The organism is Epilithonimonas sp. (genome assembly GCF_032055105.1).
GTDB lineage: Bacteria > Bacteroidota > Bacteroidia > Flavobacteriales > Weeksellaceae > Epilithonimonas.
In genome coordinates this window covers 231,234-254,844 of the sequence record NZ_DAMBRK010000004.1, presented here as the reverse complement: position 1 = coordinate 254,844, position 23,611 = coordinate 231,234, and the positions used below count along the sequence as shown (strand labels likewise).

General features: G+C 34.9%; 25 protein-coding genes. 19 read left to right on the top strand and 6 right to left on the bottom strand.

Annotated elements, in window-relative coordinates; genetic code table 11:
- The first annotated feature begins 119 nt into the window (after window positions 1-119).
- From RTY06_RS05450 to RTY06_RS05435, 4 genes are all read left to right on the top strand, one after another.
- Window positions 120-434, top strand: coding sequence for a hypothetical protein (locus RTY06_RS05450; protein ID WP_409450826.1), 315 nt, complete (start codon window positions 120-122; stop codon window positions 432-434).
- A gap of 16 nt (window positions 435-450) precedes the next feature.
- The gene (locus RTY06_RS05445; protein ID WP_312823380.1) at window positions 451-2,130 is read left to right on the top strand and encodes a WG repeat-containing protein; all 1,680 of its coding nucleotides are present in this window, start codon (window positions 451-453) and stop codon (window positions 2,128-2,130) included.
- Window positions 2,131-2,205: 75 nt separating this feature from the next.
- A complete protein-coding gene (locus RTY06_RS05440; protein ID WP_312823379.1) occupies window positions 2,206-4,416 on the top strand; it encodes an ATP-binding protein in 2,211 nt (736 codons plus the stop codon).
- 2 nt (window positions 4,417-4,418) lie between these two features.
- Window positions 4,419-5,051 (top strand): response regulator transcription factor, encoded by a 633-nt coding sequence (locus RTY06_RS05435; RefSeq protein WP_312823377.1) that lies wholly within the window; start codon window positions 4,419-4,421, stop codon window positions 5,049-5,051.
- A gap of 80 nt (window positions 5,052-5,131) precedes the next feature.
- On the opposite strand, the gene RTY06_RS05430 is transcribed toward RTY06_RS05435, so the two are convergent.
- The 3 genes from RTY06_RS05430 to RTY06_RS05420 all read right to left on the bottom strand — a co-directional run bounded on the left by RTY06_RS05430 (window position 5,132) and on the right by RTY06_RS05420 (window position 7,317).
- Window positions 5,132-5,635 carry a hypothetical protein gene (locus tag RTY06_RS05430; protein WP_312823375.1) on the bottom strand — a complete coding sequence of 168 codons (504 nt, stop codon included), beginning with the start codon at window positions 5,633-5,635 and terminating at the stop codon, window positions 5,132-5,134.
- Between the two features lie 232 nt (window positions 5,636-5,867).
- Complete coding sequence (locus RTY06_RS05425; protein WP_312823373.1) at window positions 5,868-6,071, bottom strand: hypothetical protein; 204 nt, start codon at window positions 6,069-6,071, stop codon at window positions 5,868-5,870.
- A 169-nt stretch (window positions 6,072-6,240) separates the two neighbouring features.
- The gene (locus RTY06_RS05420; protein ID WP_312823371.1) at window positions 6,241-7,317 is read right to left on the bottom strand and encodes a resolvase; all 1,077 of its coding nucleotides are present in this window, start codon (window positions 7,315-7,317) and stop codon (window positions 6,241-6,243) included.
- 149 nt (window positions 7,318-7,466) lie between these two features.
- Here RTY06_RS05420 and RTY06_RS05415 point away from each other — a divergent pair, with 149 nt between their 5' ends.
- From RTY06_RS05415 to RTY06_RS05370, 10 genes are all read left to right on the top strand, one after another.
- Window positions 7,467-7,847 (top strand): hypothetical protein, encoded by a 381-nt coding sequence (locus RTY06_RS05415; protein WP_312823369.1) that lies wholly within the window; start codon window positions 7,467-7,469, stop codon window positions 7,845-7,847.
- A gap of 333 nt (window positions 7,848-8,180) precedes the next feature.
- The gene (locus RTY06_RS05410; RefSeq protein WP_116034175.1) at window positions 8,181-8,351 is read left to right on the top strand and encodes a lmo0937 family membrane protein; all 171 of its coding nucleotides are present in this window, start codon (window positions 8,181-8,183) and stop codon (window positions 8,349-8,351) included.
- Window positions 8,352-8,483: 132 nt separating this feature from the next.
- On the top strand, window positions 8,484-8,870 hold the full coding sequence (locus RTY06_RS05405) for a hypothetical protein (protein WP_312823368.1): 387 nt from the start codon (window positions 8,484-8,486) through the stop codon (window positions 8,868-8,870).
- Window positions 8,871-8,930: 60 nt separating this feature from the next.
- Window positions 8,931-9,206, top strand: coding sequence for a YHS domain-containing protein (locus RTY06_RS05400; RefSeq protein ID WP_312823366.1), 276 nt, complete (start codon window positions 8,931-8,933; stop codon window positions 9,204-9,206).
- Window positions 9,187-9,882, top strand: a complete 696-nt coding sequence (locus RTY06_RS05395) for an SCO family protein (RefSeq protein ID WP_409450825.1) — start codon at window positions 9,187-9,189, stop codon at window positions 9,880-9,882. Before RTY06_RS05400 ends, RTY06_RS05395 begins: the two co-directional genes overlap by 20 nt.
- 23 nt (window positions 9,883-9,905) lie before the next feature.
- Window positions 9,906-10,574 (top strand): superoxide dismutase, encoded by a 669-nt coding sequence (locus tag RTY06_RS05390; protein WP_312823363.1) that lies wholly within the window; start codon window positions 9,906-9,908, stop codon window positions 10,572-10,574.
- A 9-nt stretch (window positions 10,575-10,583) separates the two neighbouring features.
- Complete coding sequence (locus tag RTY06_RS05385) at window positions 10,584-10,949, top strand: hypothetical protein (RefSeq protein ID WP_312823361.1); 366 nt, start codon at window positions 10,584-10,586, stop codon at window positions 10,947-10,949.
- A gap of 220 nt (window positions 10,950-11,169) precedes the next feature.
- Window positions 11,170-11,997: an MbnP family protein gene (locus RTY06_RS05380; protein ID WP_312823359.1), complete on the top strand. Its 828-nt coding sequence runs from the start codon at window positions 11,170-11,172 to the stop codon at window positions 11,995-11,997.
- Entirely contained in the window at window positions 11,990-13,066 is a 1,077-nt protein-coding gene (locus RTY06_RS05375) for a cytochrome c peroxidase (RefSeq protein WP_312823358.1), read from the top strand. Before RTY06_RS05380 ends, RTY06_RS05375 begins: the two co-directional genes overlap by 8 nt.
- Window positions 13,066-14,016, top strand: a complete 951-nt coding sequence (locus RTY06_RS05370) for a transporter (protein ID WP_312823356.1) — start codon at window positions 13,066-13,068, stop codon at window positions 14,014-14,016. The genes RTY06_RS05375 and RTY06_RS05370 overlap by 1 nt, the downstream gene beginning before the upstream one ends.
- Before the next feature lie 104 nt (window positions 14,017-14,120).
- On the opposite strand, the gene RTY06_RS05365 is transcribed toward RTY06_RS05370, so the two are convergent.
- Entirely contained in the window at window positions 14,121-15,305 is a 1,185-nt protein-coding gene (locus RTY06_RS05365) for a hypothetical protein (protein ID WP_312823355.1), read from the bottom strand.
- Between the two features lie 55 nt (window positions 15,306-15,360).
- Window positions 15,361-16,704: a DUF4270 family protein gene (locus RTY06_RS05360; RefSeq protein WP_312823354.1), complete on the bottom strand. Its 1,344-nt coding sequence runs from the start codon at window positions 16,702-16,704 to the stop codon at window positions 15,361-15,363.
- Window positions 16,705-16,928: 224 nt separating this feature from the next.
- Between RTY06_RS05360 and RTY06_RS05355 the strand changes: the two genes are divergently transcribed.
- The 5 genes from RTY06_RS05355 (at window position 16,929) to deoD (ending at window position 20,877) form a co-directional block, all read left to right on the top strand.
- On the top strand, window positions 16,929-17,909 hold the full coding sequence (locus tag RTY06_RS05355) for a Kelch repeat-containing protein (protein ID WP_312823353.1): 981 nt from the start codon (window positions 16,929-16,931) through the stop codon (window positions 17,907-17,909).
- Window positions 17,896-18,222: a DUF4907 domain-containing protein gene (locus RTY06_RS05350; protein ID WP_157966714.1), complete on the top strand. Its 327-nt coding sequence runs from the start codon at window positions 17,896-17,898 to the stop codon at window positions 18,220-18,222. Before RTY06_RS05355 ends, RTY06_RS05350 begins: the two co-directional genes overlap by 14 nt.
- A gap of 63 nt (window positions 18,223-18,285) precedes the next feature.
- Window positions 18,286-19,341 (top strand): histidine kinase, encoded by a 1,056-nt coding sequence (locus RTY06_RS05345; protein ID WP_312823352.1) that lies wholly within the window; start codon window positions 18,286-18,288, stop codon window positions 19,339-19,341.
- A gap of 3 nt (window positions 19,342-19,344) precedes the next feature.
- Window positions 19,345-20,049: a LytTR family DNA-binding domain-containing protein gene (locus RTY06_RS05340; RefSeq protein ID WP_312823351.1), complete on the top strand. Its 705-nt coding sequence runs from the start codon at window positions 19,345-19,347 to the stop codon at window positions 20,047-20,049.
- Window positions 20,050-20,169: 120 nt separating this feature from the next.
- Entirely contained in the window at window positions 20,170-20,877 is a 708-nt protein-coding gene (gene deoD / locus RTY06_RS05335; RefSeq protein WP_312823349.1) for a purine-nucleoside phosphorylase, read from the top strand.
- Window positions 20,878-20,986: 109 nt separating this feature from the next.
- Here deoD and RTY06_RS05330 read toward each other — a convergent pair whose 3' ends face one another.
- Window positions 20,987-23,542 (bottom strand): M4 family metallopeptidase, encoded by a 2,556-nt coding sequence (locus tag RTY06_RS05330; protein ID WP_312823348.1) that lies wholly within the window; start codon window positions 23,540-23,542, stop codon window positions 20,987-20,989.
- Window positions 23,543-23,611 lie beyond the last annotated feature (69 nt).

Here is a 23,611-nt window from a genome sequence, read left to right as displayed (position 1 = left end):
TGTTCCCGAACCGTGTTTTTTTAGGCGACAAAAAAAATGATACGTCTATACTGCTATATCCCTCGCTTTCGCAATATGTGTAGTTTGGTAATGCCAACAAAATCGCCATCCAGTTTCGTTTGGTACCCAATAAAACCAAAACCATTGCCGGTTATCAATGCAAATTGGCACAAGTAAAAATAAACGACACAGAAGGCGGTTTTGAAAATGACACTTTGGATATTTGGTATACCGAGGAGCTACCTCGGGTATATTGGGAGGGCTTTGATGAGTTGAGGCAAATTCCCGGTGCAACCTTACAAATTACCACGCCAACAGGCATTGAAATGGTGGCGCAAAGTGTGGTAAAAAGCGAGCTGAATGATAACGATTTTATAATACCGAAACAATATAAACAGATAGACAAAGCGGATAGCCCGCTAGAAAAAAAATAAGCAAATAGGAGACAATTTGTTTTTGTATCAGGATGATAAAACCGGCCTTTACGGATTACAGGATGAGAACCAGAAAAAAATAACACCGGCGCAGTATCTGGATTTCGGTACATCTCAAAACGGTATATGTTTGGTGCAGCATTCCAATAAAAAATTTGGAGCAATGGATTTGCTTGGAAATGCTATTATTCCTTTTGAGTATGATTATATAATGAATGATGATGATTCTAATCAATTTATAGTGGGAATAGATGAAAAATATGGCGTAATGAACCGCGAAGGCAAAACCCTGCTCCCAATGCAGTATGAATATATTTCGTTTCTGAATCACGGTTACGCTGCATTTTCTGTGGATAGAAAATTTGGAATAGTTAATGAAAATAATCAGATAATTGTTCCTGCGAGCTATCAGGGAATATACACTAACAACAGCACGCACTTTATTGCGATGGATGATAATAATTACAAATTGGTCAACATCAAAATCAACAAAACTGTTGCAAACGGCTATGATTACATTAGCACCACCGATGAGCCTAATCTTTTCTTGGCTCTGAAAGACGGAAAATACGGCTATTTGGATGGCACTGGAAAAATTGTAATCCCATTGATTTATAACAATGCAACAACTTTCAGAGATGGAGAGGCTTATGTGATTACAACACAGGATGAAGCTATCATCATCAATACGAAAGGAGAAAAGGTAAAAAGTGTTCTGGCACCGCAAGATGAACTGAACGATGAAGAAAAAGAAGCACTCAGAAATATAGAAAAAAGCCTCAAAAGATTCTATGGAAGCCGTGGAAAAAGACAAAGCCAAACCATAAATTGCAATCTAGAAAAGATGGTGTTAATAAATATATCCACGCTAACAAAAGAAAGTAAACCAATGATTAAGAAAATTATTTTTATTTTAACAATGATTTTGGTGTTTTCCTGTAATGATAAAGCAGATAAATCTGAAAAGCAACTGACAGATAATAAAAAGGGAAAAAAACTTCATAAAAAAAGTACTGAGACCACACCGGAAGTAAGCGTTAAAAAAGAAAACCAAATTGAAATTCTTATCCCTAAAAAATATAGAGACTTTGGAAATGAAAATGAAGTGAACAGCCTTACAAAAGCTTGGTTCGATTTGTATGAGTCAAAAGGAAAATACTATCTAGGGAATGCAGATTATGATATTGCAAGAGGCTTTTCTGAATGTTCCGGAGATTCTACAAAAATTATCCATTCTAAAAATAATTCTGTTTTACTAATAGGTGGCGCTCAATTAAAACTGGGTGAAGTAAATACCGTAGCAATTAAGAAAAATAAAATATGGCCAAATGAAAAATTAAAATTTCAGTTTGGAAGCGAAGAATACACACTACATGCAGAAGGAACAGTGCTATCCTCAGAAAAAGTATATACTGATAACGGAGAGGAAATATATCAAAATGTAAAAAATTACAAATTACATATCTCAAAACCTAATTCTGTCGAACAACTTTTTTTAGAAGAAGAATCATTTAATGATACCTTTGTTGAGCTTCTTTTTATAGGAGATATCGATAAAGATGGTAAACCAGATTTCATCTTTGGTGCCAACAGAGACTATGAAGAAGAAAGAGTGATTTTGTACCTTTCTTCGCAAGCGAAAGGTAAACAAATGATAAAAAAGGTCTCAGAAATTACCATCCAATTTGATTGTTAAAAGTTGGGATTCGGAAATCATATATTGCTTATTTTAGTCCTGTTTTAATATTTTGTTAGCCTAAATTTTAAAAATTTGACACATAGGTTTTTATATGTAGCTGTATTTCTTGTTTGTTCGATTTTCGTACAAGCACAGGAGGTTTTGAGCAGATTGGAGAAAGAATATAATAGCACATCAAACAACGCAGTTACACGGCTAAATCTTGTTCCAAAATATGCAAACGCTTTATTTATAAACAACGAAAAAGGGAAATCTTATCAACTTTTAGATGCTAATATTCCTATTGCAACACAACAAAACGATGGTAAATATGCAGTTGTTTTATTTGCCATTCAAGCGATAAACTATCGTCTTGATAACAAAAATATCGAATCATCAAAAAGTCTTTCACTAGCAAAAAAATATAGCCTGAAAACAAATGACTACGAAGCCAAAGGCTATCTTAAATATGCAGAAGGCTGGATTTTCATCAGAGATAATAAAACCACCGAAGCGGTGTCGGCATTTCTCAAAGCGATAGAATACTATGAAAAATCGACCGTTTCAGCTTCACTCTACGCTAGATTTGCCACCGCGGTAAAGGAGTTATCAACCATCTATGGCAACCTAAAAGCATATGAACTTGAGGAAAAATACAGCAAAAAGTTCCTCCTATTGGCATCCAAGCAAAGCGATGCTAATTTAAGCTTTGATGCATATATGAGAATGGGCTATATGTACGAGCAAAAATATACACAAAACCCTTCAGATATACTGCTGAGAAACAAAGTAGAACAATATTATTTACACGCAATTGCAACATTTAATAAAAATAAAGATGCGATGGTGAACAAAAGTAATCTTTCTTATGCCGCAATCAACTTAGCCAACTTGTACATAGCTTTCAATCGTGATAAAGCAAAACAATATGCAGAACTTGCTAACAATCTGAGTTTAGAAACGGGCAATGCAATTCATATCGCTTCTTCATTTGGGATTTTAGCAGACCTGGCTATTCAAAACAACAATTATGATTTGGCTAAATCTTACTATCTAAAAGCTGAAACGGAAATTAAAAAAAGCACGGTGAGAGATTATAATATCGAATTATCTATTCTCGAATCTTTATCTCAAATCAGCGAGCAGCAAGGCAATTACAAAGATGCCCTTGCATACTACAAAAATTATGGTGAAAAATATGAAAACTTTTACGATCAGCAAAAGTTAAAGATTACCAAAAAACTAGAATCGCAATTTGAAAATGAAATACAGCAACAAAAATTTATCAAACTTCAATTCGAAAGCGACAAAAAAGCGCAGCAAATTAAATTGATGGATATAATGCGCAAACAGCGTGAACAAACCTATAATAACCTGAAACTGGTAGAGGAAAACCAACGTGAGCGGTTAAAATTTTCAGACCTTGAAGCAGAAAAGAAGGAACAACAGCTACAATTATCAAAATTAGAAACACAGCAAAAAAATAAAAATATTAATAGCTACAAAAAACTTTTAACCTACAAAGAAAAACTCAATTCCTACTACATTACTTTTATTTCCATTTCGATTATACTGATTATTTTATTGCTATATGTGTACAAACAGCGGATAAAATCAATGAAGCAAAGAGATGAATTGCATAGCTTTGCGATAGAAAAAGAGAAACAAAATTCTAAAATATCCACCCTTACAGCATTGCTGAAAGGGCAAGAACAAGAACGGAGTCGCCTGGCTCGCGATTTGCACGACGGTCTTGGCGGTTTGCTTAGCGGAACAAAAATTCAGCTGTCTCATCTCAATCCGCATCAAGCTGAAAACATAGCAGAAGGTATTTCAAAATCCATTTATCAGATTGATGGTGCTGTAGAAGAACTCAGACGAGTTGCTCATAACCTGATGCCCGATTTATTAATAAAATATGGTTTAGCTGTAGCCGTGAAAGAGTTTGCAACCCGAATGTCAAATGCTTCACTGGATATCCATAGCGAATTTATTAATTACAGCAATACTTTGGCTCAGGACAGACAACTGCTGGTTTACAGAATTATTCAGGAATTGGTAAACAATACCATAAAACACGCCAATGCTTCCGAAATCATTATTCAGTTAAGTGAGGAACAAAATATATTAAATCTTACCATTGAAGATAATGGTATTGGTTTTAATCTCGCCGATTTGGATAGCAAAAAAACGGCTGGTTTTTATAATGTAGAATCTAGAATTCAATATTTGAAAGGTTTGATGAGTATTAAATCTGAGCAGAATATTGGCACGAGCGTAGAATTTCAAATTCCAATTAATTAAATATGATAAAAGTAGCTATTACAGACGACCATCCATTATTATTGGAAGGAATGAGGAATATTTTGGAAAATAATAAAAACATAGAAGTGGTAGGTTGTTTCAAAAATGTTTCTGAGATGAATGTAGGTCTGAAAAATCAATTGGTTGATATTTTGCTACTGGACATCAATCTGGAAGAAATAAACACCATCGAACTTATTAATCCTTTAAAGAAAAAGTATAATAATCTTCAAATCATTATGCTCAGCGTACATAATGAATTGCCTGTTATCAACAGCACATTGGCAGAAGGTGCATTGGGCTATATTCAGAAAAATGCCTCGGTCTCAGAAATTATGGAAGGTTTTGTGACCGTGCATTCTGGAAAACAATTTTTATGCACAAAAACCAAAGCTATTATAGATAAGAAGTCGGCTGATGGTTTGAATCATATTCCAAAATTAACACGAAGAGAAAAAGAAGTTTTAATAGAAGCAGGAAAAGGTTTAACTACCAATCAAATTGCAGTTAAACTCTTTATCAGCCCGCACACGGTAGAAAGCCACCGGAAAAACCTCATCGAAAAATTTCAAACTTCCAATCTAAGCTCCGCTATCAAATTGGCTATTGAATATGGATTGATTATTAGAGAATAGATATCACTTAAAATCAAAAATCCTGCTTTATTATAAAAACAGGATTTTTTTTTGGATATAATTAAATATTTGTGTTTGGATTAATCCATAAACAGCAGTTCGGCATCAAAAAGATTTTTCTTGGATACTACTTTGTAATCATCGTTGTAAACTGGATCATACATCAGTAGAAAAATGGATGCATTGCCCTGGATATTTTTAAAATCAACAGCTTCTGCTCCCATCACATCATACAGTTGTTTGATGGTGCGTATAGCTGTCCATTTTTTAGGCGTTCCTTTTGGGTCTCTATCAAACCTATGGTCGTCCTTATCCGTGTAATACCAATACGATGGGGAATAATCGGTTACCAACAAGTCTTTTTCTGCATTATACAGTTCTTCTGCCATTCCTGTGTTTTCAAACCAAGCCAGTTCTTTGTTTGAGAAGTCTACAGCTTCTTCATACAGCCCACCATCGATGGTTACGCCCAACAAAAAACCTTCCAAATCTGTAGCTTCAAATTTGAACTGAAAAGGCGCTTTTTTTAGTTGGTAGATATTGTCTTTGCGCTCAACAATTTTACCATCTTGTATGATACTCACTTTTAATGATTGGGCAAAGCTGACTATGCTAAATAAACAAAAGAGAAGTATTAAACTAATTTTTTTCATTGTTTGATTTGTAAATAATTTTGTCAAAGATACCGCACTTCTTTATTATAAAAACTGGCTGATTTCAGTGGTTTTTTCTTTTTTTGAAATACTCTTCTCAAAATTTTATACAGACTTTTTTTATCACTTCAAATTATTTTGCATTTTTTATAGGTGATTCGGTCTAGATGTTCTCCAAAGCAATGACTCGTCCATTTTTTGAGATTTCACATTTATTATATTGGTTTTCTTTTAATTTGAAGGTCATCGTGATGAGTTGTTCATCATTTGTTTCATTCAGAATTAGGAAAGTGTTCAAGATTTCCAAAGGGTTAAAATAATATTGAATTCCATGTTCTTTTCTATTTCCCCATTTTATATAAATCATTTTTGGGATAGAAAAAATCTCTGGATGAATGCGTATAATCTATTAAATTATATAAAGCTATTTCTATGGAAATCAAAAGGATTACACCAATGAAAGGATTATTTTTCATTGATAAAATCCGATTACTTTTTATGAGTTATGGCAACATCATAATATTTGGAACAAATAATTAAAAAATGCTGGATTTAAGCTGGATTTTGATAAAAGCTGGCCTTTGTTTCTTGCCGTTTGCCGGTGCCGAGTTGGTTGGGTAAACTTCTGCATACAGCGTATCGTGGTTTATCCAAAAGGCTTTCCGCTCATCTCCAAACTTGAAACCAGTGAAGTTGACATACAATTGATTGATTTGCTTTTTAGATTCCGGAAGATATTGAGCCACCAAAAAATCTGAACCTACATCATTATTATTGCTGACAGAGGAAACTCTATTGATGGAAGGAACAATATGAGGATAACCGGAAGTTAATAAATCCATAGAAAATCCTTCTTTAGGATTGTAAAAAACATAATAAGAATTACTGGCATCTATACTTTCTTCCCGGAAAATCTCTAAACCTAGAAAGTTGGAATGCCCGATATATCGGTAAGATAGTAGTCCATCTTCAGTTTCCAGATTTTCATACTGCTGGATTTTTTGCTCTTGTCCGTTTTCTTCGGATATCCAATTGTTGCCTTTTAGTTTTACGTCCGGATTTTTCGTAAAAACCTCATCAACTTTTGATTGTAGAGCAGCATTGTATTCATCCCTTGTTACCTCTTCCACGGTTCCGAATCTGGCAAAAGATTTATCCTTAAAATCAGCCTTATCCATATAGGTACTACTCCTGATTTCGTAAAGATTCACACCCTTCAAAGTCAAATCAAAAGATGGTGTAAATTCCGATTTCAAAACAAAAGCTTCAATGCTGTTGGATATATTATTTTCTATGCTGTAATGTATCGAGTAAAAGTCATCAAACTCCTCAAAACCGTAATAATTGTCAAGCTTGCCATACGGTATTTTCATAAAAGCAGCATCTTTGTCGGGAGCCACAAAAAACCTTACAGAATCCGACTTTGTAAATAGTTGAAACGGCACTTCTTGCACATTATCTACCCCTTTTATCTTTTTGAAATCGGCGAGAGTTGCTGTTTTTTTTGTAGTCTGCTTTTTGGTTTGGGCGGGTTCCGTTTTTTTTCCGTCAGGATAACAACTTGAAAAAACAACCATTGAAAGAGCTAGCAAAATTCGGCTACAATTTTTCATTCGTTTAGTATTAAACATTATAGAAACGAAGGTATTTGTATTAAAATGAATTACCAAGAAAACTTCTCGATATTGGGCAAATTGGCTGAAAACCGGGATATTTAAAAAATATTATTTTAAAGAATTTTACAAAATATAAAATCTAGTATATGAAGATTACAATTCTCAGCCTTTCTGTGGTGCTCACATTATTTACAGCCTGCTCGCAAACCGAAAAAAAAACTTCATTGAACGATACTCTGAAAATAAAAACGGATACCATCAAGGCAAATACTCAGCCCATTGGAACAAAGACCCTAGCATTACCAGATGATTTCAAGGCTTTGGTACCTATCGATTTGTTGGATTCAAAAAGCTCTAGTGGTTATGACAAGTATGGAATAGAGTTTTCAGGCAACTGTTATGCGTGCGATTTGGCAAGCTTATCTATCACAAAAGATAAAATATTATGGACCAACGTTTGTGATGAAAAAGACACATTTGAAATGCAAAACTTACGTTCTCTGTTGAAGGAAAAAAAACTATCATAAAAACCTCCGAATGCACCCTAACCCTCAGCCAAATCGACAAAGCACCTGTTTATGAACTGGTAATAGAAGGAAAAAAACTTGATTTGAAAAACAAAAGAATCTCAAAATATTTTACCACCAAATATGCTTTACCACTTTTTAAGGAGCACGATTGTGGGGAATTTGACGGGTAGAAAAAATAGTAATTGTTTATTTAGCTATTCTTTTTTTGTCAAATTATTTCTTACAGCCCTCTCTTTCAAAATTTTTCTACAAATAACGAATTATGACGAATTATAATTACGGCACAAAATATGTTTAGTAATAAATCAAATAAACAAAAAAATAAAAGTTATGAGAAATCTATTATGGTTAGTCGCAGTAATTTGCATCATCGTTTGGGTGCTAGGATTATTAGGAATAGGTGGCGGAATGGGAATGGGAAATCTGATTCACATTCTTTTGGTAATTGCCATCATTGTCGTATTATTTAACATCATTTCAGGAAGGAAACCTCTTGATTAAAGATTTATTCTTTTTTTAGAAATTCTAAACTAAAACATCAAACCTACTTTTGGAGTAGGTTTTTTTTATGTTGTAGTATTAATATTGCTTCTGACATTTATCATCAAGAGTTCAAAAGAGAAAACTTTATATTTGTACAGAGATTCAACATTGAAAAGTCTAGTCAGCATTTTTATCATCCTAACAATAACATTACGTCCCATAATGCCGATGATGGATTATGCCGTAAACTACGATTACATTTCAAAAAAACTTTGTGAAAATAGAGAGAAACCTCAACTTCTTTGCAAAGGAAAATGTTATCTCAAAAAAGAATTATCCAAAACTTCTGAGCAATCTTCAAAAAATGATTCCAGAATCAGTACTTCAGGTTTTATTGATACTTTTATCATTGATGAAAACTTCATTTTTTTTACAATAATCAATTATAATTCAGAAAAATCAAATTCAATTTCTGATATTAATTTTTCTTATCGCTTTAATCTATTTTCGGATATTTTTCATCCACCATTGATTTAATTTTAAAATCGAACCCTCTAATAACTAGAGATATTTTTTAATTTTATTAAATCAACATCAATGAGAATATCCATTCTATCGATACTCCTTTCTGTATCAGCATTGTCGTGCGCACAAGAAGCACCCAAGGTAAAACACGTTTCGAAAATGAAACCAGCAACCGACCTCAAAAATGTAAAAGTTGCCAACGCAGAAGATCCAATCTGTAAAATGAAAACAGCGGATTATCTAAAAGACACTGTCTCATACAAAGGAAAACTGTATGGTTTTTGCAGTGACCATTGTAAAAAAGAATTCGAAAAGAATCCTGAGAAATATGCCCAAAATGCGAAATAACAAAAAGCAAAAACAGAATTCCAAATCCAAAATCATCATTCCGATTATTATTTTGGCTTTGATTTTTGTGGTTATTGGCGCCGGAATGAGCTATTTCAAAAAGAGTCTTTTCACAGTAATGAAAGTTCCGGATTTTGAATTAACAGATCAAAACTCAAAAAAAATGACGAACAAAGATATGCTGGGTAAAGTATATCTGGTAGAGTTTTTTTTTAGCAAATGCCCAACGATTTGCCCCGTAATGAATTCTAATATGAAATACATCGATGAAACTATCAACAGCAAAGATTTCGGTATTATTTCAATCAGCATCGACCCAACAAATGATACGCCGGAAGTTTTGCAAAACCACGCCAGAATGCTGGGAACCCAATCTCCCAACTGGCATTTTTTGACAGGCGACAGAGATTATATCGGGAAACTGGCAGATCAATTTGATATCTATGTTGGAGACAAAGAAGATCAGGCAGAAAGCCTCAACCACAGCGGAATGATTGCTTTGGTAGATAAAGAAGGAAATCTTCGTTCGAGATTCGATGAAAACAACAGCCCAATTCTTTATTACTCCGGCTTGAATTATGAAGACCCCCAAGGAAAGAAAACTTCTCTTAGAGGAAAATATCATCCCGATCGAGAGAAATTAATAGAAGACATTCAAAAATTACTAAAACAATAAGTTTAATCTTAAATAAAGTTATTATGAAAATCAAGAAAATATTTCTAGCAGGTGCGATATCTGCTGCCACTTTTGCAACAGCGCAATTCAAGCAAACACCTTTGCCTTATGCTTACAACGCTTTGGAAGGATCAATTGACGCAGAGACAATGGAAATCCATTACAGCAAACACGCTGCCGGATACGCTGCAAATCTTAACAAAGCTGTAGCCGGAACACCTTTGGAAAAAGAAGATTTGAAAAAAATCCTTTCCCATATTTCAAAAGAAAGTCCAGCTGTAAGAAACAACGCAGGCGGACATTACAACCACGAGTTATTCTGGACCGTTTTGACACCTGAGAAGAACACGCAACCATCAGCAAAATTAGCAAAAGCAATTACAGAATCTTTCGGAAGTCTAGACGCGTTGAAAGAGAAATTGAGCAAAGCTGGAGCAGACAGATTTGGTTCTGGTTGGGCTTGGTTAGTTGTTACCGCTGATAAAAAATTAGCAGTCACTTCCAGCGGAAATCAGGACAACCCGTTGATGGATATTGCCGAAGTCAAAGGAACGCCAATCCTAGGAATCGATGTTTGGGAACACGCCTATTACCTAAAATATCAAAATAAAAGAGCTGATTATTTAACAGCATTCTGGAACGTTACCAACTGGAAAGAAGTGAGCAAACGTTACGAAGAAGCAATTAAATAATTTTCTTTAATGAAATTAATTTGCAACATATTCCTCATCCTTTATCTGGTGTGCAAACCTGCATTTCCATTGGCGGAATATGTTGTAAATTATAACAAAATCCAGGTTCTCTGTGTCAACAAAGCACGACCAGAACTCCATTGCAATGGAAAATGTTATCTTGGAAAAGAACTTGCAAAATCCAGCGAATCCGATTCTTCGCCACTTTCCAAAGGTAAAATTCAAGTCCAAAAAGTATTGGATTTTTACATCCCAACTGAGATTTTCAAAACCTCTATCGAGAACAATTTCTCTCTCCCAAACCTGACTTTCACGTACAAAACAGGTTACACATTCCTCTTTCTGAGACATATTTTCAGACCTCCAATTTTTTAGTTAAACATATAAATTTGGGCGATTCCTCTCCAAAGCTAAGGCCTTAGCTCGGGTCGGGCTGTCCGCTACAAACCTAACGAAGTGGTTCGGCGTAGCCAATCTTTTTGTCTAGCCAAGTGAGTCTATAAAACGACGCTTGCTCAAAAGACAAAAAGGATATCCGCTATCATCCCTATCGCGGGATACAGCATAAAATCAACGTTTCAACAAAAAATCAACAATGAAAATTTTTAAATTTTTATCATTAATTCTTATTGCCTTTACCTTAATCACAATCTCATCTTGCTCCAATAACGATGATGACGAAATTAAAAACACAGAACCTGGAAACCTCCAACTCAAATTTGAAAATGGATTCAACAATTTGGGGGATATTGTTTTAAATCAAACGACACAAACCTCATCAAACGGACAAAAGCACCAATTTTCCACTTTGAAATATGTCATCAGCAACATCTCCCTCATTGATGAAAACGGAACTGAGTTCAAATACAATTATAACAATCCAGACAAAGGCGCATTCATCATTAACCAAGCCGATGCAAAAGGCGGAATAGTTTACGCTAACCTTACAGAAATTCCAAAAGGAAATTACAAGAAAATAAAACTCGGATTGGGAATAAGCCCGACTGCTTATTTGATTGGTCAAGACGGACAAGGGATTTTCTGGGAAAAAGCCAAACAAGAAGGAATGGCTTGGTCTTGGTCTGCAGGTTACATTTTCGCAAAACTCGAAGGGAAATATGGAATATCTACCGCTGATACAGAATTTATGAATCACACAGGAAATATGGGCGATACAACCGCTAACGGAACTCCTGATCTTTACCGAGAAATCATTTTAGATTTACCAACAACAGCGAGAGTCAGCAAAGAGATTACGCCTTCGATTCATATTCTGGCAGATTTCAATCAATATTTGAGTGGACAAACCACTTTGACTTTGACAACCGAAAATAATATGGCGATGGGAAGCAGTCCATATCTGGTAAGCGTAAGTAACAACTTAATCCAAATGTTCAAAGTTGACCACGTTCATAATGATTAATCCATTCCAACAATTCCAGAGAGGACGATATAGTTTTCTTTGGATTTCCCTTGTTTTCGTTTTAGGAATTTTCACTTCTTGTTCTAATGAAATAGAAGGCGAAGTTTTCGAGGAAGACAAAGCTTACAAGCTGGAAATCCCAAACAACTTCCCAGCTTTAGCTTTTGATTTAGAAAAAAATCCAGTTACAGTCAACGGTGTTGCGTTGGGAAAGAAATTATTTTATGAAGGAAAATTATCCCGGAACAATACCATTTCGTGTGGATTCTGTCACATTCAGGAATATGCTTTTACACATCACGGACATCCGGTGAGTCACGGCATTGATGATAAGTTGGGAATGCGAAATGCGCCGGCGATTCAAAATATGGCTTGGCTGAAAAATTACACTTGGGACGGCGTGAGTCATAATCTGGATGAGCGTTCGCTGGTTCCCATCACGACAGATTTTGAAATGGATAGCTCGATTCCAGAAGTAATTTCGAAGTTGAGTGCGGATGCGAATTATAAAAAAATGTTCAAATCAGCTTTTGGTGATGACCAAATTAATGGCGAAAGAATACTGAAAGCATTATCTCAATTTATGGTAACGATGGTTTCTGCAGATTCTAAATATGATCAAGTGAAAAATGGAAAAGCCAGTTTCACGAATGAAGAATCGCAAGGAAAAACTTTATTCGAAAATAAATGTTCGACTTGTCATTCCGGAGAATTATTCACAGATGAAAGTTATAGAAATACAGGAATGTATTACAATTCGCAGTACGATGATCGTGGAAGATACCGCGTGACTCTCGATTGGAATGACAATATGAAATTCCGTGTTCCAAGTTTGAGAAACGTAGAATTGACGGCGCCTTATATGCACGACGGCCGATTTTATTCTTTGGATGCCGTTCTCAATTTCTATTCTGATAATGTGGAAAATCAACCGAACCTTGATCCGATTTTAAAACAAAATGGTCACATTGGAATTACTATGACAAGCTTGGAAAAACAATACATCATTGCTTTTCTGAAAACTTTGACCGACCAAAATTTCATCAAAAACAAACAATTTGCAGAATAATGAACAAGCTTATTTTAATTATATTTTCAATTCTTAATATTTCAATTTCAGCAATTGAGAAAGACAGTCTTTACATTCCAATGTACGAAACTCAGAATCTTTTGAAAAACCAAGAATTTTTCTGTGATGCTTGTGGTTGCGCTGCAGGAAATGGTTCTTCCGGTTTCGAATCTCTATTGAATCCACAATTTATAGGCATCAAATATTTTGCGCAACATTACAAAGCGAAAGAAAATCTGTTCACTCAAGATTTGACGCAAGACCAATATTTCAATACGATTCAGATTTGGGGAAAGATTCCGATTATTAAAAAACTAAGTATTTATGGAAGTCTGCCTTTTCAGTTTCACGAGAAAAAGACTTTGCAAGGCGATATTAGAATCAATGGAATCGGCGATGCGAGTTTGATGGGAATTTATCAAATCCTTAATTCTAAAAATACATTTCATCAACTGAATGGCGGTTTCGGTGTGAAAATTCCGATTGGGAAATTTGATGAGAAAGGCGCAACCGGTGTTAATCCAAGCTTCCAATTGGGAACAGGAAGTTGGGATTATCAATTGGCTCTTAATTATAAATTTCAGAAAAACCTTTTTGCATTGCTCATCAATACAGATTATACCATCAAAACTGAAAATAAAAAACATTATCAATTCGGCAATCAATGGAATTATGCGATGACAGGATTTCAGAGGATTTGGCGAAATGAGAATAGTATTATTTCAGGAAAATTGGGTTTGCAAGGCGAAGTATATGACTGGAACAAACAATTTGGCGAAGTGATGCCTAGAACCGCCGGAAGTGCGCTTTACGGAAAAATAGGTTTTGAAGCTTCCTATAAAAAATGGAGCATTGGAACAGAAGTGATGTTGCCTGCTTACACCAATCTTGCGAATGGCGATATTGAGGCAAAATCAAGATTTGGAATGTTTGTGAACTTTGGAATTTAAAAATAAATATTCTCGTGAATTACGCTGATTTTGCAGATTTTAATCATTAAATAAAAAGGAGGCGCTTTGTAAAAAAAGTTCCTCCTTTCGTAATATAAATTAAATTAATTGATGTATCGTTTTGTAAACCATTTGTCCAGAAAATCGATGCTGATATTGAGCATATGATAATTCTCTTTGATGGCATTGGTCGTCAAAACACCTCGTTTGCCGTAACCATAACCAATATTTAGAATGATTTTATTCATTGGAACTCCAACTCCAAAAGTGGCTTCCATTTTATTGATTTCCCGATTATTGACTTTAAAATAACCGGTATCATAATTAAGCCCGAAACGGTAGATCACCGCTTCGCCAACATTTTTTGGATTTTTGCTTGAAGGAAGAAGCTCGAAGCCTAAACCGTACACATTTTGGTTGTAATATTTTTCGTTTGTGATGGTGTTTTTAACCTCGCTCCATTTGCTTTGGGTATAATCGAAACTTAAACGGTATCTATCATTTTTCAAAACACTGACTCCAAATCCCATTTCTAAAGGTAAAGTAGTGCTTTTGGAGCTCAATTTTGTTGTAACACTATTGGTATAGTCTTTATTTTCTGTATAGATGCTTTCTCCTTTTGCATTCAGATTGCTTTTGAAATTAACAATAGCACCAAGAGTTAACTGGAGTCTTTGTTTCTCAAAATACTTATTAAACTGCGTTCCCAAACCATAACTAAAACCCGTATATCTTATGTTTCTGCTAATTTCAAGTTCAGAATTGGTTGTAATGGTTTCTATTCGACTGATTGTTCCGAAGTTATTTTTCACTTTTCCTCCGATGCTCCAATTGTTATTAATTTTATAACCGGCAGTTACTCCCAGATTGGTAATTCCTCCGCTACCTTCATAAGTAATAGGATAATTACCCGAAGTTCCTTCTAAAGGAATTGTGGAGACAAATTTGTAATCTGTAGAAGTGGTTGGCTGAACACTGGCTCCAATAGAAACTTTATTAGAAATCCTCATTGCAATAGCCAGATTTGTAAAATTCCCATTGAACCTGCTGTCTTTTCCCTGATTGCTAGAGATATTGTTGTACTTCAATAATCCACTTACATCATAAATAACATTTTGTAAACCAATGGTTGTAATGGCTGCAGGATTTTTAGAATTAATATAATCTGGCGATTGTAGTGCAATTCCTGTATTTCCTAATGAAATATTTCTAGCATTATCTGTATTATTAAAAGTTCCAATCCCAAAATAGGAATAGGGAGATGAATCTTGAGCTTTAAATTTTTGCACATTGATTAATGCAAAAAATATGACTATTGTGATTTTCTGATACATAAATTCTGAATTAATAACCTAAAATATAAAGTTTGAGCTTAGCCGGATTTGTAGAATTTTTTTGATCTCCAATAACTGCTTTTCCCGATAGAACATCTGTATAAGATGAGGGATAAATCAAAATATCATAATTGGAGGTCGTTGTTTCTGTCAAGATTGTATTAACGTAATTCAGTAAATCAAAACTATATCCGTAATCGCTTTGAAACTCGCTATTATCTGTTAAACTAACTGTAATCTCTGTAGTTCCATCTGTTTCTAAAAAGGTAGAAGCTATGTTATTTTTTTTATCTCCGGCATAATAATACAATGGCGTTGGATTATAAAATGAATTGGAATAATAGCCGACAACAGGACTCAAATTAAGATTAGCACTTATTATCTTATAATTGGTATAAAGATTCTTAAGCGTTTTCAAATAAGGTATTTCCACCTTTGTATAAACACCAATTCCTGCCATCAGATAACTTCGGTTTCCTATATTTTTAGACTCAATTGGTGTTGTGGGCGTAAGACCTGCGAGATCTGAACCTGTGAAATCACTTTTGATTTTGTTGTACTGATAAGATGTACTAGGATCAAGATCAAGTGTATATTTCACTTCCTCCGTTCCATTGACAGAAGCAGTGTGATAATACATCCTCACCACATTAGATACTTTTTCCTTTGTCGTTTTACTAATCTGAACCTGATAAGAAGAGTTGATTCCAAAACGCAGCATTGCATTATTCTCGGATGATGGGACTAAAGCCAAGCCTTTATAAAAATTAAGAAAATACTCCTGACTTGTAGCGTCTTTGCTTTTCAAGAGATTGAAAATATTAAGACCATAAGAGTGATCTAGCTTCACTCTTACATAGCTACTATCTGTATTGGGCCTTGGAAGAAACTCCGCACTTCCTATTGAAGTAGAGGAGTATTTGAGATCGCTATTATTATAAAGATATCCATTATTAAGTTTGATTCTATCTATCATTGGATGCACATCCAGCTTGAAGGTTTTCAAAGTATCTCCGTAATAAAAATCGGTATTAGTAAGATACATTACAATAGAATCAAAAACCACATTGGTTGTAGCTGCTAAAGAATAACTAGCTGGAGTAAGTTCAAACATAGAAGCCGAGTTCACAGTCCCAAATGTATGATCCTTCATATTCCCCACCAATATTGCACTTTTTCCTGATGTTGTTACAGAATCTTTCATAATGGTAGACATTTTCAGCGTAAGTGTATCTATCATTACTACTTTGGATTGAGCCGACACCAGTGAGTTTCCTACTTCATAAGTATTGCTTTCTCTTTCACAGGAAAATAAAAGAAGAAAGGCAACACACAACAATACATATTTGTACATTTTTTTCTGTAAACATACGCTGTGAGACTATTAGAGGTAAAATATTTTCTTCCTTTCGTTATTAGTTTTCGACCACTGATGATTATCTATAGACCATTTTGATTTTAAACCAGCAATCAAAAAACATCGAAATAAAAAAGCAGTTTAACGACAAAAAACACACGTTGGTCTAAAAAATTTTCAAATACAATCGGAATGGGATTCATTTGCATCAAAAAATAAGAATGGACAAAAAACTTTCGGTTTTACTTCTTGCTTTTGCAGGAATGTTTTTATTATCAAGCTGTAAAAATGATGATGATGATGAGTTGATAGGAAATTGGGTAAGGGTTTCGGATTTAGATGGAAAACCTCGTTCCAATGCTTCTGCTTTTGTAGTAAACGGCAAGGGATATCTAACCGGAGGTTACGATGGCGAATATTATTACAATGATCTCTGGAGCTACGATCCCGATGCCAACTCTTGGACTCAGAAAGCAGATTTCTCAGGCGTTAAGAGAAGTTCAGCTGTTGGTTTTGCAACAACATCTTACGGATATGTTGGAACTGGATATGACGGCGTTAATAAATTGAATGATTTTTACAAATACGACCCATCATCCAATTCTTGGGCTCAAATACAAGATTTCCCAGGAACAGCAAGATACGCAGCATTAGCTTTTGGTGTTGGTAGCAAAGGATTTGTTGGTACCGGATATGACGGAAGCGAGTTGAAAGATTTTTATAAATACGACGAATCGACTTCTTCATGGACAAGCATTGTAAGCCTTGGTGGATCCAAAAGAAGAGATGGAGCAGCATTCGTGATTAACGGGATTGCTTATGTAGGATTTGGAAGTAATAATGGAAGCTTAGTTTCAGATTTCTGGGCGTTTGATCCTTCTGCAGAAACTTGGACTAGAAAAGCTGATACGAGTAATGACGATGATTCTCAAAACAGATCTTCTCCAGCAGCTTTTGCAGCCAATGGTTTAGGTTATGTCTCGACAGGAACTGTAAGTGGGGTTTCCAATACCACTTGGGAATACAGTCCTTATACAGATGACTGGACAGAGAAAACCAATTTTCAAGGTTCTTCTAGAGAAAGCGCAGTTGCTTTTTCATTCGGGACTTATGGCTATGTTTTGACTGGAAATAGTGGATCTTCTTATTTTGATGACATCTGGGTTTTCCACCCAACAGAAGCTGACAATGATGATGACTAGACCATTTTGGAAACTTCTTTTTCTAATAGGTTTAATCTCAATCTCCTGTCAGAAAAAAGACAATAATCTGGACATTAAAATTACGAAGCAAACAACCGGATTTGGTTATCAGATTATTAAAAACAAAAAAACATTTATCAATCAGCCATACATCCCTGCAATACCGGGAGAGCAAACTTTCAAAGACAGTTTACAAGCTCGCAAAACGGCTGAATTGGTCATAAAAAAAATAGGAAACTCATCCTTTCCTCGGATCTCGGTGAATGAGTTGGACTCTATGAAGATAGAATACGAGATCCAAAAATTTCAATAAGCGCAAATTCCTTCGGTTTTTTATCGGAGGAATTTTGCACGTTAAAAAAAGATTATAATTGTTATGAAGACATTTTTGAAAAGCATTAAAACCATCTACATCTATCACTGGATTATCTGGTTGGTTCTTATCGCTTTTAAACTGATAATGGATTACTCCGTTTTTGGACAATTCGCATTGTTGATGAACCTGAAAATATTCTTGTTCTCCATTCTGTTTTTCTATCTCAATTACAAACTTTTTTTGCCTTATCTCATTAAGCAAAAACCTAGAAAAATTACGATTATTGTTGTTTCTTTTGTAGTGGTTTATGTAGCATTGATGATATTCTTTTTACCGCATTTTCCACAGCATCCGCAAGGTCGTCCACCATTTCCTCCGAATGATTTTCCGAGACCAGACCGGATGATGAGATTCCGTAAAGGTCCAGATTTTCACGATATTTTCTTTAAGATTGGATTGTTTTCTATCGTTTTCAGCACATTAATTTTCTTTGTTGACAAGTGGATGGAAAATCAAAAGATGATCAAAGCCTTAGAATTTGAAAGACAATCTAGCGAACTGAAAATCCTGAGAGAACAGATTAATCCGCATTTTTTCTTCAATGCTTTGAACAGTATCTATTCCTTATCCATTACACAATCCACAGATACGCCAAGAGTTATTTTGATTTTGTCTGATATAATGCGATATGTTCTGAATGATAAAAACGGACAGAAAAACAATCTGAATGATGAGATTATCAACATCAAAAAATATATCGAGATACAATCTATTAGATTTAATAAGTTTAATAATATCAACTGGCAGTTCTATGGCAACTTCGAAGCTTATAAGATAGAGCCTCTTTTGCTATTGACTTTTATAGAAAATGCTTTCAAATATGCAGACTTCAGAAAAGGACCTTTGGACATTTTGATTAATCTGAAAGATAATATTCTCAAATTCAACGTCAAGAATTTTTATGAGACCAAACCGAGCGAAAGAACTGACAATAATAAGCTTGGAATAAAAAATACTAAAATGAAGCTCGATTTGCTCTATCCCAATAAGTACAATCTGGACATCAATGATAATGGCTCCGAATACGAGATCAACCTAACCCTTCAACTAGACTAAAAAATGAATTGTATAATTGTAGACGACGAAGAATTGGCGCACAACGTGATTGAAGAATACATCTCAAGAATCCCTTTCTTGAATCTGGTTGCTAATTGTTATGACATCCAGGAAACAATAGGTGTTTTACAAGATAATAGTGTTGATCTTATTTTCTTGGACATCAATCTTCCCAATATTTCTGGAATTGAGTTTTTGAAAAGTTTTAACAAGCTCCCAAATGTCATTATCACAACCGCTTATGACAATTGTGCGATCCAAGGTTTTGAAATGGATGTGATAGACTATCTTCTGAAACCGTTTTCATTTGAGCGATTTCTGAAAGCCACTTACAAAAGTTATAATCTTACCAATAACAAAAAGCTGATACAAGAGACTGCTTCTGCCGTAAAAGAATCTTTCATTTTCGTGAGATCAAATAATGAGGATGTCAAATTAAATCTAGAAGAAATTACCCGAATCAACGCTTTGAAAGATTATATCATCATCTACACCAACACCCGAAAATTGATTGTACATCAAACAATGAAGTCGATTATGGAAAAGATTAATTATGACAATTTCATCCGCGTTCACAACTCCCATATTGTTTCTCTCCGTCACCTCCAAAGCGTGGGAAAAAACAGCATTATGATTGGCGACGAAAGAATCCCAGTGAGTGAGAAATACAAGCCTTTCCTATCTGGCATTATCGAAAGGTATAAATAGTAACTGAAAGTTTATAATATCCATAAGCATGTTTGGGCTTTATTTGATTTTATTTCTCAGAATCGATTTCAATAATCGGAATATAAATTTTATCTTCACGGTCTTAAAAAAATTCATAAAATGAGTGTTCACATAAGCGCAAAAAAAGGAGAAATCGCAAAAACGGTTTTGATGCCCGGCGACCCATTAAGAGCTAAATATATTGCTGATAATTTCTTAACCGACGTTACATTGGTGAGTCAAACCAGAAATATTTTCTTTTTCACTGGAAAGTACAAAGGAAAAGAAATCACAGTTGGAGCAAGCGGAATGGGATTCCCAAGTATCGGAATCTATTCTTACGAATTGTTTACAGAGTATGAAGTTGACACAATTATCAGAATCGGAACTTGTGGTGCTTATTCTACAGATTTGAAATTATTCGATATTCTGAATGTAGAGAATGCTGCCAGCGAAAGTACTTATGCAAAATTTGCTTGGGGAATTGAGGAAGATATCATTTCTAATCAAGGAAGTGCTTTTGGTAAAATCAATGAAACTGCAAAGGAATTAAGCTTGAATGCGAAAGCAACTAACATCCACTCTAGCGATATCTTTTACAGAAAAGATCCAGCTGTTCCGGAAATTGCAGTAAGACATAATTGTCCTGCGGTAGAAATGGAAGCTTTTGCTCTTTTTGCTAATGCTCAACATCTCGGGAAAAATGCAGCTACAATCTTGACGGTTTCGGATATCATTCCAACTCACGAATTTATCTCTGCTGACCAAAGAGAACAAGCGCTTAGAACTATGATGGAGCTGTCATTAGAAACAGCTTTGAAGTTTTAATTTGAGAGATTAGAGTTTAGAAGTTAGAGATTAGAACTTTGACTTACATTAAAATAAAAATGCTTCTGAAAATTCAGAAGCATTTTTTGTTGGTATTAATTTCGAAAAATTATTTCTTGATTACTTTTACAGAGTTACTTTCTGTTTCAGAGTTGACTTTCAAGATATAAGTTCCATTTGTTAACTGGCTCATATCCAATGACGCATTTTTAGCATTATTGATATTGAATCTCTGAATCATTTGTCCTGCAACATTATAGATCTCAACATTTTTCAAGTTGGAGTTTTTACTATTCTGAATCGTTACAAAACCAGAAGTTGGATTCGGAAAAACAGTGATTCCGTTTTGTTTCTGAACATCTTCTACAGCAAGCATTGCGCAATTGTAAACGTAGATTTCATCCAGATACCAACCATCATTTCCGTTGCATCCATCAGTTCCCATTTCGAAACGGAACTTAACATTGGAACCAGAAACGACTCCAATTTGTGACAAATCGATAACACTTTGTCCCCAACTTCCACTTAAAGATCCGCCATCTGTACCAGAGAAAGCTCTTTGCCCTTTTAGTGGATTATCATTACCAGAGTTTGCTAAAACACGATTATAAGCATTCTGAGTAAAAGCTGTTATTGGTAATAGAACCCACGAACCACCATTGATACTATATTTGATATTACCACCATCATATTGAGCTTCTGTTGCTACATAATGATTGAATGCCATTTCATATTTTCCACTTGTGAAAGCAGGGATTGTAATCAATGGACTCTCTAAGCGTAAAATTCCGTTTTGAAGATCTGATTGACAATCGCCGTTTATAGGATCTGCACCAAAGATTGCTTTACCTGTTCTTCCTTTCGGCAAATTATCCTGAATAGTCCAGTCTCTTACTTCCCAAGAAGCAGCAGCAGCGTCTGTAGGAATATTGGTAACTGTCCAGTTGCCAAGACCATTTTCCCAATCTTCTTTGAATAATGGATTACTAGTTGCACCAGCGCATAAGTCTGGAACAGCAGATAAGATTGGAACATAATTACATTGAGTCACTGGTGACATTCTTAACTCTGTAGCTAAGATTCCGTTTTTAAGATTCTGAACATCAGCTGCTGTAATAGATTCTCCAGATAGTCCAGCTGGATTAGCAGTAGTAGATAAACCCTGAAGATTAATCCCAATCAAATCATTAGCCGAAGCTTCTAGAGCATCTGCAAAATTAGAAAAGTCGCTGGTAGGTGTTAAGTAATTTTTTTGAGCTCTCCACCAGATATGAGCTGCTTTTACAAAGCCCATTCCCGTCATTGTGTAACCATTGTAGGTTCCGCCATCTACAAGAAGTGCGTATAAGTGATTGGTCACCCCAGAATTGGAATGAACACCTCCACTATCAGCTGTTCCACAATAGTAATTAGACGTATCTAGTACTCTGCCTGGATCTCCGTTACAGTTTGGATTCCACATATCACGGATTGGTGCTCCAAATGCAGTTGCATCTTCTCCCATTTTCCAACGTACAGAACCAGAATTACAAGCCGTTGTAGTTCTTACATCATTATTTTCACCTTCGTCTTCATAATTATTAAGAAGATCGATAGTCTCTCCCCAAACATCGGAGTAAGATTCGTTAAGAGCGCCCGATTGGTATTGGTAAATTAAACCACTTGTATATTCGGTGTAAGCGTGTCCCCATTCGTGAGCTACAACATCGTCTGCTGCTGTTCCTGTACAATAATTAGCCGTTACCCCATTCCAGTTAGCATTAGGACAATTGATATTCGGATTATTGTTAATAGTTATCATAGATGCATCGTTACTATTATAAGAAACATAATCAAATGCATTTTTGAAAAAATTATAAACATGCTCAGAAGTTATAACTTCGTTTTTTTGCCACTTATCGAGAGCCCCAGGCAATTCGTCTCCTTCTTTCCATTTAAGATTTGTCGCATTGGTATTAGTTTCGTACAGTTTTCTATCAATTGGATGGATTCCTGTAAACTGCTCTACCAGTTCCCCTGTGTGAGCATCTATGAAAAGAAATTCTCTTACATCATTCTTATTAGTCACTTCTACTTCATAAGCCAAGTAAGGTGTTACAATCCCGCCTTGTACTAGATTTTTAGGAAAAATCAAAAGATTATTTTTCCCAATTTCGAAAGGGACATCACTATTCGTAAGTTTTTGTTTTGCAATCAAATTTTTTGCAATACTTGCCGCTTCTGTTGCAGAAATATCTGGCGTAGAATCCACTTTGATATTAGAAATCGAATTTCCGTTGATAGAAGCCAACTGCTCTTTTCCGTTGAAATGGAACTTAAGTACACCATCATAAACGGGAATACCTTGGTATTGCTGTCTGTAGATTACATTTTTCAAACCATAATTATCTATAGTTTCCTCTACGAAGACAAGATCATTAGTTGATTTTAAATTGAAAGCTTGAAAATTTTCAGCCAGAAACTCAGCTGTTTTTGCTTTTGCTCCAGCAGATTTCAACTGAAGAGAATTTGCATTTCCAAAAAGGATAAAATTAGGATTAGAAGTACTGTTACTGATTGTAACATTCGCATTGGTTTCTTTTTTAAGTTTTGCAAGTTGTTTCGATTCCTGTGCAAAACCACATAGATAACCTAATGCTAGCGCGATAGATAGAGTTTTCTTCATTTTTAAAATTTATTGAAAGCAAATATAGGTATTAACTAACATTATAATTACAAAAAGTCAACAAAAAAC